The sequence below is a fragment of the Cellulomonas sp. NPDC055163 genome, from assembly GCF_053607065.1.
The window spans coordinates 1-11,265 of record NZ_JBSGSU010000015.1; the positions used below are offsets into that span (position 1 = coordinate 1).

At 71.9% G+C, this 11,265-nt stretch carries 17 protein-coding genes; 14 read left to right on the plus strand and 3 right to left on the minus strand.

The features are described 5' to 3' along the window. The first annotated feature begins 560 nt into the window (after window positions 1-560). The 6 genes from ACWFNE_RS20140 (at window position 561) to ACWFNE_RS20165 (ending at window position 3,199) form a co-directional block, all read left to right on the plus strand. Window positions 561-830 (plus strand): glutaredoxin family protein, encoded by a 270-nt coding sequence (locus tag ACWFNE_RS20140; RefSeq protein ID WP_452124203.1) that lies wholly within the window; start codon window positions 561-563, stop codon window positions 828-830. Window position 831: 1 nt separating this feature from the next. After that, entirely contained in the window at window positions 832-963 is a 132-nt protein-coding gene (locus ACWFNE_RS20145) for a hypothetical protein (protein ID WP_452124204.1), read from the plus strand. 89 nt (window positions 964-1,052) lie between these two features. Further along, complete coding sequence (locus tag ACWFNE_RS20150) at window positions 1,053-1,574, plus strand: hypothetical protein (protein ID WP_452124205.1); 522 nt, start codon at window positions 1,053-1,055, stop codon at window positions 1,572-1,574. 177 nt (window positions 1,575-1,751) lie between these two features. Beyond that, a complete protein-coding gene (locus tag ACWFNE_RS20155) occupies window positions 1,752-2,459 on the plus strand; it encodes a hypothetical protein (protein WP_452124206.1) in 708 nt (235 codons plus the stop codon). A 33-nt stretch (window positions 2,460-2,492) separates the two neighbouring features. After that, window positions 2,493-2,828 carry a hypothetical protein gene (locus tag ACWFNE_RS20160; RefSeq protein ID WP_452124207.1) on the plus strand — a complete coding sequence of 112 codons (336 nt, stop codon included), beginning with the start codon at window positions 2,493-2,495 and terminating at the stop codon, window positions 2,826-2,828. Window positions 2,829-2,965: 137 nt separating this feature from the next. After that, entirely contained in the window at window positions 2,966-3,199 is a 234-nt protein-coding gene (locus ACWFNE_RS20165; RefSeq protein WP_452124208.1) for a hypothetical protein, read from the plus strand. 23 nt (window positions 3,200-3,222) lie between these two features. Here the strand turns inward: ACWFNE_RS20165 and ACWFNE_RS20170 are convergent, their stop codons facing one another. Both ACWFNE_RS20170 and ACWFNE_RS20175 read right to left on the minus strand, forming a co-directional pair. After that, a complete protein-coding gene (locus ACWFNE_RS20170; RefSeq protein ID WP_452124209.1) occupies window positions 3,223-3,483 on the minus strand; it encodes a hypothetical protein in 261 nt (86 codons plus the stop codon). 31 nt (window positions 3,484-3,514) lie between these two features. Continuing rightward, window positions 3,515-3,796 carry a hypothetical protein gene (locus ACWFNE_RS20175; protein ID WP_452124210.1) on the minus strand — a complete coding sequence of 94 codons (282 nt, stop codon included), beginning with the start codon at window positions 3,794-3,796 and terminating at the stop codon, window positions 3,515-3,517. Window positions 3,797-3,930: 134 nt separating this feature from the next. Here ACWFNE_RS20175 and ACWFNE_RS20180 point away from each other — a divergent pair, with 134 nt between their 5' ends. The 7 genes from ACWFNE_RS20180 (at window position 3,931) to ACWFNE_RS20210 (ending at window position 8,669) form a co-directional block, all read left to right on the plus strand. After that, entirely contained in the window at window positions 3,931-4,515 is a 585-nt protein-coding gene (locus ACWFNE_RS20180; RefSeq protein WP_452124211.1) for a hypothetical protein, read from the plus strand. Between the two features lie 508 nt (window positions 4,516-5,023). Next, window positions 5,024-5,563, plus strand: coding sequence for a nuclease-related domain-containing protein (locus ACWFNE_RS20185; RefSeq protein ID WP_452124212.1), 540 nt, complete (start codon window positions 5,024-5,026; stop codon window positions 5,561-5,563). A gap of 357 nt (window positions 5,564-5,920) precedes the next feature. Then, entirely contained in the window at window positions 5,921-6,286 is a 366-nt protein-coding gene (locus tag ACWFNE_RS20190) for a ribbon-helix-helix protein, CopG family (RefSeq protein ID WP_452124213.1), read from the plus strand. 118 nt (window positions 6,287-6,404) lie between these two features. Further along, window positions 6,405-6,548 carry a hypothetical protein gene (locus tag ACWFNE_RS20195; RefSeq protein ID WP_452124214.1) on the plus strand — a complete coding sequence of 48 codons (144 nt, stop codon included), beginning with the start codon at window positions 6,405-6,407 and terminating at the stop codon, window positions 6,546-6,548. Beyond that, complete coding sequence (locus ACWFNE_RS20200; RefSeq protein ID WP_452124215.1) at window positions 6,545-7,627, plus strand: hypothetical protein; 1,083 nt, start codon at window positions 6,545-6,547, stop codon at window positions 7,625-7,627. The genes ACWFNE_RS20195 and ACWFNE_RS20200 overlap by 4 nt, the downstream gene beginning before the upstream one ends. Before the next feature lie 152 nt (window positions 7,628-7,779). After that, window positions 7,780-8,340 carry a hypothetical protein gene (locus tag ACWFNE_RS20205; RefSeq protein WP_452124216.1) on the plus strand — a complete coding sequence of 187 codons (561 nt, stop codon included), beginning with the start codon at window positions 7,780-7,782 and terminating at the stop codon, window positions 8,338-8,340. Next, window positions 8,337-8,669: a hypothetical protein gene (locus ACWFNE_RS20210; protein WP_452124217.1), complete on the plus strand. Its 333-nt coding sequence runs from the start codon at window positions 8,337-8,339 to the stop codon at window positions 8,667-8,669. Before ACWFNE_RS20205 ends, ACWFNE_RS20210 begins: the two co-directional genes overlap by 4 nt. A gap of 96 nt (window positions 8,670-8,765) precedes the next feature. Here the strand turns inward: ACWFNE_RS20210 and ACWFNE_RS20215 are convergent, their stop codons facing one another. Further along, window positions 8,766-10,322 carry a hypothetical protein gene (locus tag ACWFNE_RS20215; protein WP_452124218.1) on the minus strand — a complete coding sequence of 519 codons (1,557 nt, stop codon included), beginning with the start codon at window positions 10,320-10,322 and terminating at the stop codon, window positions 8,766-8,768. 302 nt (window positions 10,323-10,624) lie between these two features. Here ACWFNE_RS20215 and ACWFNE_RS20220 point away from each other — a divergent pair, with 302 nt between their 5' ends. Further along, window positions 10,625-11,179, plus strand: coding sequence for a hypothetical protein (locus tag ACWFNE_RS20220; protein WP_452124219.1), 555 nt, complete (start codon window positions 10,625-10,627; stop codon window positions 11,177-11,179). Window positions 11,180-11,265: the final 86 nt, after the last annotated feature.

Below are 11,265 nucleotides of genomic sequence, written 5' to 3' on the forward strand. Positions count from 1 at the left end.
CCACCGTTCCTGGAGCCGCCGACGGGAGTCCCCCCATCCGCCTGGGTGGGCTCCTCACCCTGGGCGTGGGACCCGTCCGGTTGGCATGGAGCAGGCCGGGCCGGCCAGCGGAGCAGCAGGGCGCGGCACGAGCTCGCGCGCCCGGCGCACCGAGCAGGAGGGCACAAGCGGCGCCGCGGCGACGAAGCGCCGCACCGCACACGGACGTCGCCCGCTGCGCGGGCTCCGGCTGTCGGAGAAGCGGTCGTCTGTGTCCCCTCCTGGCTCTCCATGATCGCCGGCGCGGGCTGCACGCAAGCGGCCTCCGGCCGCCGGGCACGGCGACGAGCCCGACCTGCGTTCGCTGCGCTCACTGAGCCCGGCCGAACTCGCCGCCGCACCCGCCCTGCGGGTTGACGCTCCACCCGCTCATACCGGCGTTCATCTCCGATTGCCAGGAGGGGCCGAAAGACGTTCGGCGCAGCAGGGCAGCACCAATCAGGTCAGGGCGTCCGGGTCCCGTTCTCGCAGGTCAGGTCACACACCAACAGCAGCAGCCAGCAGCTCAAGGGGGAGTCGTCATGGGAACCACCACCGCACAGGTCACCGTCTACACCCGCACCGGCTGCCAGGCGTGCCGCTTCACGTTCCGGGCCCTGGACAAGGCCGGCATCCGCTACGAGGTCGTGGACACCACCGGGAACACCGAGCTCGAGGACGAGCTGCGCGCGCGCGGCGCGATGCAGATGCCCGTCGTCGTCACCCCGATCGGCACCTGGGACGGGTACCGGGACAAGCACATCAAGGCCCTCGTCGAGCACCTGGCCGCCGCACAGCAGCTGAGCGCCTGACATGCACCCCGACGTCGACGCACCGGTGCCGTGGTGGCCGGTCGACCTGGACGCCCCGGTCGAGTACCTGCCCACCACACAGACGCCGGCGAACACCCCGAGCACGCAGGAGAGCACGACCACCCCCACATGAGCGCCCGCCCCCGTCTGCCGGTCACAGGTCGGCGGGGGCGCCGGCAACCACCCACCACCCCCACGCCCGAGAGGAAGGGAGTCGACCCCGTGTGCACCACCTACGCAGGCGAGCTCGCCGAGCAGGTCCTGACCCGCATGCTCTGGTCCCGGCGGAGCGCGGGGATCGTGCGCCCGCACGTGCCGGTGTGGATGTTCGGGTCCCGCGCCGCCCTGGCCGCGCTCATCGTCGACCACGACCAGACCCACCCCGACGCCCCCGCCGACGGCGAAGACCGGGTCACCTCCATCCTCGAGCACGTCCTGACCGTGGCCGGCGACGTCGCCGCGGCCGCCGCCGCACACCGCGACTGGGTCCTGGGCGGGGGAGAAGGCCCAGAGCCGGCGAACCCCTACCGGTGCCCCGTCGCGGGGATCAACGCCCGCGCCCACGGGCGCCCCGACCCGCAGCTGCTCGCCCGCGCCCGCGACGTCCTGACCTACCTACCCACCCTCGCCGGCGCCCCCGAGAGCCCCCGCACCACCGCCGGCCTCATCCGCGAGCTGCGCGCCGCCCGCGACCACGAAGACCAGCACGACCTGCCCGACGTCGACGACCTCGACCGGCCCTGACCAACCCCGTCCCGAGCACCACCCCACCCAGAGGAGAACCGACCCATGACCAGCACCACGACGACCGCCCCGACACCCCTGTGGATGCCGCCGAAGGCCCGTGGGCGCACGCCCGTAACCTCGAGCACAAGACCCGCCGGTCGCACCCGGCACGTGGCCACGAGCAGGGGAGCGTCGATGCCCACCACCACCACGCTGCCCGCGCTCGACAACGCCTGGGCCATCCCGATCTTCAGCCTGACCGCCAAGGTCCGCGCCGCGGCCGCGCCGCTCGTCCACGACGACGGGGCCTGGGACGCCGCCGAGGCCGGGCAGACCCCGATCCGCACCGGGTACACCGCCGCCCGACGCACCGCCGACGCCGGCCAGTACGCCGCCCACCTCCTCCGGCTGCGGGCGATCGACCGGGTCGAGCGTGGCCGCGCCGAACCCTGGACCCTCGCCCTGGCGACCGCGACCGCCGCGATCAACTCCTGGGACTGGGACACCCGCATGCAGGCCGCCCTCGACCTGCGCCGCACCTTCAGAGCCGTCCCCGACGACGAGCACGACGACGCCGTCCGCCAGACCCGCCTGGTCTCCGCGTGGCTCACCCACGCCGGCAACCGCCAGCTCGTCCCCAGCACCGCCCACCTCGCCACCTACGCCCTCGACCACACCCCCCTCACCCCGGGAGCCCTCGCCGCCGCCTGGTACGCCACCCACGGCCCCCGACTCCTGCTCGAGCTCTCCGCCCGCGGCCCCGCCCGCAGTGACGTCCTCGTACGGCAGGCTGTGCGCGGCGTCGACGCCGCACGCATCCTCACCCGGACCGAGATCGCCGGCCGGGCTGGCATCACCCGCCTCATTCTGGACGCCTGGCTCAAGGAGAACCCCGATGCCTGACCTCTCAAACCGCCTGCCTGCAGGAGGGGTGCGATGAAGCCTGCGCACCTGGCAGTGGAGAACGAGGACCTCGTTCTCTTGCGCGAGCTGCTGGACAGCGGCGCCGACATCGAGGAGATCCACGGGGGCGACATCGAGATCGACGGGGGAGTGACTCTGCTCCAGCATGCGATCGATGTCGAGATCGATGGGCACACCCAGAGTGGAGGCCCACTGCACGTGGACACGACGGCGTACCTGCTCGCACGAGGCGCCGACCCCCTCGTCTCCACCCCGCGGCTCGGGACAGCGCTCGACTTCGCGCGGTCCAGCGGGCACTGGCTCGCGGTCGCGGTCATCGAGGCCCACCTCGCGCGAGCCGCCCGCTGAGCGAGCAGTAGCCGCCGGAATGGCTCTGCCCGACCCATGACTGGAGGAGTGATCCCGTGCCTGATGGCGCACCTGCAGACCGCACGAGCGGGCTCGAGGACCAAGTCACTCGATGGGGAGACCGAACCGGGCACCCCGTGCTGATCTGGTTCCTTGCTGCCGTGTACCTCGCGCTCATCAGCGTCGCCGTGCTTGTAGTCGTGGTCGTGATGCTGCGCCGGGCGCTCACGGCGGGCGACGCCTCGGCGACAATCGTCTTCGTGGCGGCGATCGGAGTGGCGGCCCTGGCGCAGCTCGTCTGGTTCCCAACGCGACTCATCCGTCGCGGTCTGGCCGAGCGTCGCGCACGGCTCGCCACGCCCGGCCCCTGACCGGCTGACTCCCGAGCTCAGCGTTAGGTGCTGAGGGGGGTCGCGTCGCTCGAGCGGATCCAAGCGTTCCAGGGCTCCCCGCCCTCCCGAGGCTGAGCGACGAGCACATGGCCGGGGGCGCGGGCGACGACGTCGAGCTCGAGCACCACGGTCTCGCCGCGGTAGTTCGTCGTGGTCACGCGCGCCCGCCGTGGTGGGCGCAGGAGCTCGGGCTTCCCCGCCGGGTCGCCCACCGTGACGATGAGGTCGTACCAGTCCGGCTCGGGAGTCGAGTCGCTGGTCACGCACCCCAGCATCCCGCACGCCGGCGCAGGCTCAGCCCGTGCCGCGCCGGCGCACATCGCTGACCGGCACCCAGACCCCGCCCAGGCGCCAGCGCCGGTCGTAGACCCGCACGAGCACCGCCGCCGACGTCCAGCCGATCGCCTCGGTCTCGACGATCTCGGGCCCGTCGACCTCCCACATCAGCCGCGCCATGCACGGCACCGGTGCCGGGGCGGTGGTCTGCTCGCGTGCCGGCGGGACGTCGACCTCGTTCGCTAGGCGCTGCCAGCGCGGCGCACCGGAGTTCCACGACAGCATCGCCTGTTCACCCATCGAACACGTGTACGAGAAGAGTTGATTCGATGTCGAGCCCGCAGGCCCGTCGGGCCGGGTGAACCTCCGTTGACAGGGCTTCCTGTCGGTAGCACCCTGGACAGGTAACCCTGTCGAGCGAGAGGTGCGCCGGGATGAGCTGGCACGACGATGACGGTCGGCATGAGCTCTACATCGCGTCGGTGTTCGCCGACGGGATGAGCGGGGGAACCACAAGCAGCGAAGGTGTGGCTGCGGACGTCGACGCGGACGGGCGCCGGCTCGCGATCGAGGACTGGCAGTGGCGCCCCGAGGAGGAGATCACCGGGTGGCGGGTGTGCTGCGACTGCCGCCCGGCGACCGGTTCGCGGGTGGACACCACGGTCCTGGCGACCTGGGAGCGGGTGCGACCCCCCAGCGCCGAGGATCCCGCTGCGGGCCGGTTCCTGGCGGAGGGGCGCTGGGCCGCGTCCTCGCTGTCGGACCGCGAGGACGTCCAGGACCTCGCGTTCGCGCTGTGGGATGCCCACCGCGAGCCCGCGCTCGCCGAGAAGGCGATCGCCGACGCCGCCGCTGCGGCGCGCCGCGCGGGCCAGGTGCTCGACGAGGCCGTGCGCACCGGGCGGGCCGCGGGGCTGTCCTGGGTCGACGTCGGCCGCGCCGTCGGGATCACGCGCCAGTCCGCACGCGAACGGTGGGGCACCGACACCCGCCAGTCCACCAGCACGTCGGCCCCCTGAGGTCAGGGTCGAACCGAGCGCCGCGGGGCGCACCTGAGCCGGCGCGCAGTCGCCGGCAAGTCCCACGGCCCTGGCGTGGTCGACCGCCAGCAACCCAGTCCACCTCACGGCCGGTGTCGCCCTGGCCGATGTACCCGGGGTGAAGGTTCTCGCGCTGCGGCGCCCAGGGGTCTGTGCCGGCTGCGCGCGCGAGCTTGAGGTCGGTGTGCGCGCCAGCTGGGACGCCTCCACCCGCACCGTGCGCTGCCTGGAGTGCGCCCCGCGCGCCGAACCCGGCGCACCGCCCCCTGCAGCAGCCGCACCAGACGCGCCACCGCAACCACAGGTGCAGGTGCCGGCGGCCGCGCCGGTGGCGGTCGTCCCGAGCCCAGCGGTGTCCCCGGAGCGGGGCCGGGCGGGTGCTTCGGCGCAGGCGGAGTACGAGCGCCGCTCCGCGCGCCACGAGGAACGCGTGCGCGCCCGGTACCCGCGTCTGGGTGGGTTGATCCTGGCGTTGGCGGGGGAGCCGGTGCACACCCGGGTGTGGGCGCAGGGCGCCCGCGGGGAGCGCGCGGTCGCGGCCAAGCTCGACGACCTGTCCCCGGAGTTCGTCGAGGTGCTGCACGACCGGTCGATGCGCCGCCCCGACGGGCGGCTGTCGAAGGCCAACATCGACCACATCGTCGTGGCGGCGTCCGGGGTGTGGGTCGTGGACGCCAAGACCCACCAGGGCCGCCTCGAGGTCCGCCGCGCCGGCGGGCTCTTCCGACCGCGCGTCGAGCGGCTCTACATCGCCGGGCGGGACAAGACCTCCCTGCTCGACGGGCTCGCCCGCCAGGTCGACGCCGTCCGCGCCCAGCTCCAGGCGGTCGACGCCGCGGTACCGGTGCGCGGCGCCCTGTGCTTCGTCGGCACCGAACTTCCGTGGTTCGGGGAGAGCATCGGCGAGGTCCCGCTCGTCGGGCGCCGCGCGCTCGGGAAGATCCTCAAGCGCGACGGCGATCTCAGCCCTGACGAGCGTGCCACCGTCGCGGCCTACCTCGCCGAGCGGTTCCCCGCCGCACCCTGACCCGGGGGTCGAAAACCCCGGGTGACGTGCAGAAACATGGCCAAGCGCCTAGCGCTCTAGCCTATTTTGGACTACACTACTAGTATGGCGATCAGGTGGACCGACAGCAGCGCGAAGCATGGTGTGGACCAGGCGGACGCGTTGCACGCGATGCTCCACCCGGTCTACGTGGTGCCGGCGTTCGACGTGTCGCGGGTGCCGGGTCTGGCCGATCCGGACCTGTATATCGGCCCGTCGCGCGCGGGGGGGCCTGTTGGAGGTGATGGCATCGGTCGATCGAGCCTCACGGGTGCTGTGGGTGTTCCACGTCATGCCCGCCCGCCAGAAGATCCTCACCAAGGCCAAGGAGATGCAGAAGTGACCCGAGAGCCCGCCGACCGCCCGCAGGCGGCGGATGACGCCGCGACCGAGGCGGCCCTGAACGCCCTGGGCGCGTGGACCGCGTCCGACGACTTCGACCTGCCGGACGGTGCGGTCGTGCACGCCCCGGCCGGGCCGGAGGCGGGCCGGGCGTTCCTCGAGCAGTTCGTCAGCGCCGGGGAGCTGGACAAGGTCAGCCGGGCCGGGCGACCGAGCCTGTCCGGGAAGGGGACCTCACCAAAGCGCCAGGTCCGGCTCCCCGCCGACCTCGACGCGCAGCTCGTGCGCCTGGCCAAGGACAAGGGCCGCACTCCCAGCGACGTGATGCGCGAGGCCGTCGAGACCTACATCCAGAGCGCCTAGCGGAAAGAGCCCGCACGACGTGGACGACGTCGACGTGACCTGACAACTGAAGAAGTGCCCCGACGGTGCTCGAACACCGCCGGGGCGAGGAACCCACCAACAGCACTGGAGGACTCCCATGCGCATTCTCGCGTACGTGGGCCGGATCGGCCCTGACCGCCCGTCGCGCACGAACGACCCCGGCGACGTCGACGAGCTCGACGAGGACCGCGACGCCCTGGCCGTCGTGGTCGGTCTGCGTGATCGGCGGTCGGCCCGATGAGCGCCCCCACGCCCGTGCTCGCGGCGGCGGCCCGGGCGCGTCGGCAGGCCACCGTCGTGGCCGCCGTCGGCGCCGCGGTCCCCACGGTCCTGGCCGCGCAGGGCATGGCGTCCCTGGCCGTGGACGTCCTGGGCTTCAACCTGCTCGCCGCGGTCGCGCTCGCGTCGTTCCTCGAGCTCGCGCTCGTCTCCTCCGCGCTGCTCGCCCGCGCCGCGGCGCTCGCCGGGCGCCCGGGCGGCGCGGACGCGGTCGCGGTGTGGGTTGTCTCGGCGACCTCCGGGGTCCTGGCCGGGGTGCACGAGCTCGTCGCCACGACCCCGGGCGGCTCCTCGACGTGGAACACCGACCCGGCGGCGTTCCTGGCGGCCGCGGTGCGAGCCGTCGCCCCGCTGGTCGCGGCGTGGCTGTGGGAGCGGGTGCTGCAGGCCGCCCGCGCCGAGCACGCCCAGCGCACGCTCACCGAGGTCCGGCGCGACCGGCGCCTGCTCGAGGTCGCGCGCGCGGCGCTGGCCGTGCGGCGCCTGGACGCCGCGACTGGCAGCCGCTGGGCGGCGCGGCAGGCCCGGCGCGCACGCCGGCGGTTGGACCGCGCGCACGTCGCCGCGCTGCGGGTTGCCCCGCCTGCCCCGACGCTGGCCGGGGTGCTGGCCGCGGTGGGCCAGGTGGACCACCTGCCCGCGGCCACGACCGTCTCACCCCTCACGCCCCGACCGGCCGAACCCGCGCCCGAGGAGGTCGGCGCCGCGGTGGCCGTGGCCGCGCCAGCGGAGGTGCCAGTGCTGGCCAACCGACGCGTGGTCGCATCGGACACCCACCGCCCGCACGCGGTGACTGCGCAGGTCAGAGCCGTGATTCAGGATGCTGCGGAGGCGGACGCACTGTTTGACGTCGACGCCGAGAGCGGCCAGGCCACGGACACGCTCGCCCTCGCGGTTGCCGTGCTGCGCGAGGACCCGTCGGTGTCCGGTGCGCGGCTGGCCGACGAGCTCGCCCGCCGTGGCCACGCGATCAGTTCGCGGACCGGGCGGCGCCTGCGCGCCCGCGCCCTCGAGCACATGGACCCCGCGCCCGTCGGGTGAGGATCCGCGTGTCCGGTCAGGCCCCGCGGACGTGGGCCGCGTGACCGGACACGCCCGCCCGCGACCGCCCTGGCTGCATCGATCTATCGATGAGCCGAGCGGGGGCGTCAGCGCGACCCGTCATCATGAGCACAGAACACTTGGAGGACACGATGAGCACGCTCAGCCCCGCGGCGATCGTCGCGCTGGACGCTGCCGGCATCACGCCGGCGCAGTGGATCGCCTTCGGCGGGTGGCTCGAGCAGATCACCGACGCCGACGGTGGCACCCGGTGGGTGCCCTCCGACCAGTGGCGCGGTGATGTGTGCGGCTGTACCGACGACCGGTGCACCGGGTACCACCACGGCGAGAACGAGCCGTGCGGGTGCCTGCCGGCGCTGATCGCAGAGCGCGCGCAGAAGCGCGAGGCGCACGCCCTGTGGGCCGAGTACCGAGCCGCGGCCGAAGCCCACGACGGCCAAGGCGACCACGTTGCCCACGACGCCGCACGTACCCGCGCGGAGGCGTGGGTACGCCGCTACTACCCCGGTGCGCTGACGTTCTCCCTGGACGCGCCCGTCAAGGGCCAGCGCGGCATCTCGGTCACCTACCCCGGCACGGACCCCGGCTACGTCGGGTCGGCCGCGGAGGGCGACGGGTGGCGCATGCTCGTGTGGTCCGCCGACGTCGACGAGAACGGCCGCACCACGGCGCCCGCCGAGGTCCAGCGATGATGCGCTTCTACGTCGACCCCGGGACCCGCGGGCGGTACGCCGACACCCTTCAATTCATCAACGACCGAGCGGTGACGCACACCGTGGCCGTGAGCGAGGACGTGGAACACACCCAAGCCAAGGTGACGATCGCTGGCCCCGGGATCGACGTCGAGCTGTACGACGTCGACGACATCGCCCGGCACGTCGCCCGGCTGCTTGTCGCGTGCCGCGGCCAGAGCCTCGTGGTCAACACCTACCGCCGTTCCGAGGTGCGCGGGGACGAGAACGACAGCGCGGACGTCTACCCGCCGCACGCTCACCCCGCGATCGTGGTGAAGGGCAAGTAGACGCGGGCACGGATGTACGTTCGTGCTCAGGACGCCCCGGTGTCAGCCCCCTGCGCACCGGGGCGCAGCCGAGCATGACCGTCCGAGTTCTCGGGTTCAGGTGCCGTAGAGCTTCAAACCGACGTGGTTGACGATGAACCGCCCTTCGTCTGAGTCGAGGGCGAAGTGGATGCGCCCGACCTCGTTGGGCTTCACGTGATCGTCAACCTTCACGTGAGGGACCTGGTCATGCTGCTGGTCGTCGAACCAGAAGTACCGGAGACGCTTGTCCTTCTCGATCGTGTCATCGTTCGTCGACACGTTGAGGCCGAACTCGACCTTGAACCATGAGTCCAGGCGAGGCATCGGGGACGGTGGCTCCTCGTAGAGCCGGCCTGCGGCTCGACCCAGAGTGATCAGCTGCTCGGTCATGGCTTCTGGCCGCGGGTACCCCGACTTCCGCCAGGACTTCTCCGCTTCGCTTGTGAAGACGATCCTCCCGCTCGAAGCCTTCTCGAGTGCGTCGAAAGTAGGGCCGGCGAGCTTCGGCTGGAGAAGCGGCACGTGCTGCCACTGATCTACTTCCAAAGTCGCGGCGCGCACCGTCTCATACTGCTCGCGCCAGTATTCGGCCTGGCTCGCTGCAGCAGCGAGCTGGTTGACCTGCTCCTGCAACGTGGTGGCTTCGCTCTCCCAGAACTCGCGATCGGTCCGCTCACGCGCCAGCTCCGCGGACAGCTCGTGCACCTGGCCCTGGAAGTCCTGCGCGACCGCCGCCGCGGTGATGCGTTCTGCGGCCCTGGCCCGGGCACCTGCCTGCGCCGAAGCGCGTGCGTCCCGATAAGCCATGTCCGTCCCGCGCCCGTAGACCGAGAGCTCGCCAAGTTGTCGGAAGAGCTGGTCACGCAGCCCGTGGGGCGCAAGCATGGCGAGCTGAGCGGGCGAGAAGATCAACGGACGCGCGCCCGGATCACTCCACACGAGGGCGCCGCCACCGTAGGGCAGGGAGACGGCCGGGAACTCTCGGCGCACCACGTCCGCCGCGAGCCGACTCAAGGTGACGACGGTCGCGAGCCCCACCAGCCCGTTCGCGAGCGATCGAGCCGTGGCCCAGTCACCGGGCGCCCGCGCGTGAAGCAAGGCCACGGGTAACCGTGTGCTGATCTTCAGTGCGCGAGCGACCTCTTCGGCCGCCGCCTCATTCGCCGCCCGCTCATACCGAGTGCTCTGACGCTGACCCGACACTCTTAGCTCCAGGTCGGCATCGCTGGCCACCTGGGCCACCAACGCCGGCTGCCGAAGCTGACTGGCTGCGACCGGCGTGAGCCACACCGAACTGGTTTCCCTACCCATCGAGACTCGCAGCGTCGTCCGCCCATCGATCTCTCCGATGGTCACCCGCGTCACGAACGTTACGTCGTTCGACACCTGGCGAACCTCGACCCGGGTCGCCCGACGCGGTTCCTTACCCAGCGCGCTCCACTGAACGGCGCGCTCACGACCGTCCGGCGCTGGCCCCATCCACGACACGCCATCCGCGAGCAAGTCGTCCGCGGTGACCTCCTCTGCGGCGCGATTGCTCAACCACTTGGCCAAGTGCTCGCGCAAGACATCGCCTGGCACACGCTCTGGCGGACAAGCGACGTCGAACTCCACGGCATACAGCAGCTGCACAGCGAACCACCCTCGAATCGGAACGCGTCGCGATCCCGGCGCCCGCACGGAGAGCGAGTAGCGATGATCAGCGACGGCTCTCGGAGTCTCGCAGAGCGCACGGACACGGGCTGGCGTCCGCGCCGACCCGGCCATCTCCGGTGCCCGACTGGCCCACGAGCTGACGCGACGCGGCTGCCCCGTCAGCGCGCGATCCGGCCAGCGGTTGGGCACCCGCGCGCTTGACGTGCTGACCGGCTGAACGGAGCAGCCGTCCCCAACTCATGGGCTACGGACTGAGGATTGCGTGCCACGATCCAGCTATGGAATTCGCGGCCGTGATCCTGTCCGGTCTGTCACTAGTCATCGCCGTCGTAGGTACGGCGCTGGCCAACAAGCGATCCAAGGAGGCGCTGGACGAGTCGCGCAAGGCTGCCGCCAGTGCTCTCTGGTCCGACGTCCAGCAGGCCGTCCAGCGGTTCATCGGCTTCGATCCGACCATCGAGCCGATCGGCGATCGCCTCGCCGACTTTCGTATCGCGACGATCGCCCTCGTTGACGAACTGGACGACTGGGCAGGGCTCGATACGTGGCTGGAGTCAGAGCGCGCCCTCGGCGCCATCCTCGGTCGGCAAGTGATGGAGTCGGCCCGACCAGGTGCCTCGGTCGACGAGCGGCTGGCCAACCTCGACCCCTACCAACGATGGGCTCAGGTGCTCGGCCACAACTTGCGCCGTTTCAGAAAGGTTGGATTCGACCCTGCTGCCGCGGCGCAACTCCAGGCATCGGCTGAAGGTCAGATCAAGGCCATCTCCACGAAGCACGGGTGGGAGCTACCGCCAACCGAGCTGCCCGGCGTGAGACCGATCGAGCTTTGACGGGCGGTGTCGCTATCGCATTGCAGACCGTGAACATGAGGCGACAGGCGTCAAGAAACCGCACTCTGGACGCTGCACGGACGGGA

Bases quoted from the DNA above. Each gene is read 5' to 3' on its own strand.
- ACWFNE_RS20195 (WP_452124214.1), top strand. From the start codon at position 6,405: ATGCGCATTCTCGCGTACGTGGGCCGGATCGGCCCTGACCGCCCGTCG.
- ACWFNE_RS20180 (WP_452124211.1), top strand. From the start codon at position 3,931: ATGAGCTGGCACGACGATGACGGTCGGCATGAGCTCTACATCGCGTCG.
- ACWFNE_RS20145 (WP_452124204.1), top strand. From the start codon at position 832: ATGCACCCCGACGTCGACGCACCGGTGCCGTGGTGGCCGGTCGACCTG.
- ACWFNE_RS20205 (WP_452124216.1), top strand. From the start codon at position 7,780: ATGAGCACGCTCAGCCCCGCGGCGATCGTCGCGCTGGACGCTGCCGGC.
- ACWFNE_RS20160 (WP_452124207.1), top strand. From the start codon at position 2,493: ATGAAGCCTGCGCACCTGGCAGTGGAGAACGAGGACCTCGTTCTCTTG.
- ACWFNE_RS20200 (WP_452124215.1), top strand. From the start codon at position 6,545: ATGAGCGCCCCCACGCCCGTGCTCGCGGCGGCGGCCCGGGCGCGTCGG.
- ACWFNE_RS20220 (WP_452124219.1), top strand. From the start codon at position 10,625: ATGGAATTCGCGGCCGTGATCCTGTCCGGTCTGTCACTAGTCATCGCC.
- ACWFNE_RS20140 (WP_452124203.1), top strand. From the start codon at position 561: ATGGGAACCACCACCGCACAGGTCACCGTCTACACCCGCACCGGCTGC.
- ACWFNE_RS20155 (WP_452124206.1), top strand. From the start codon at position 1,752: ATGCCCACCACCACCACGCTGCCCGCGCTCGACAACGCCTGGGCCATC.
- ACWFNE_RS20210 (WP_452124217.1), top strand. From the start codon at position 8,337: ATGATGCGCTTCTACGTCGACCCCGGGACCCGCGGGCGGTACGCCGAC.
- ACWFNE_RS20175 (WP_452124210.1), bottom strand. From the start codon at position 3,796: ATGGGTGAACAGGCGATGCTGTCGTGGAACTCCGGTGCGCCGCGCTGG.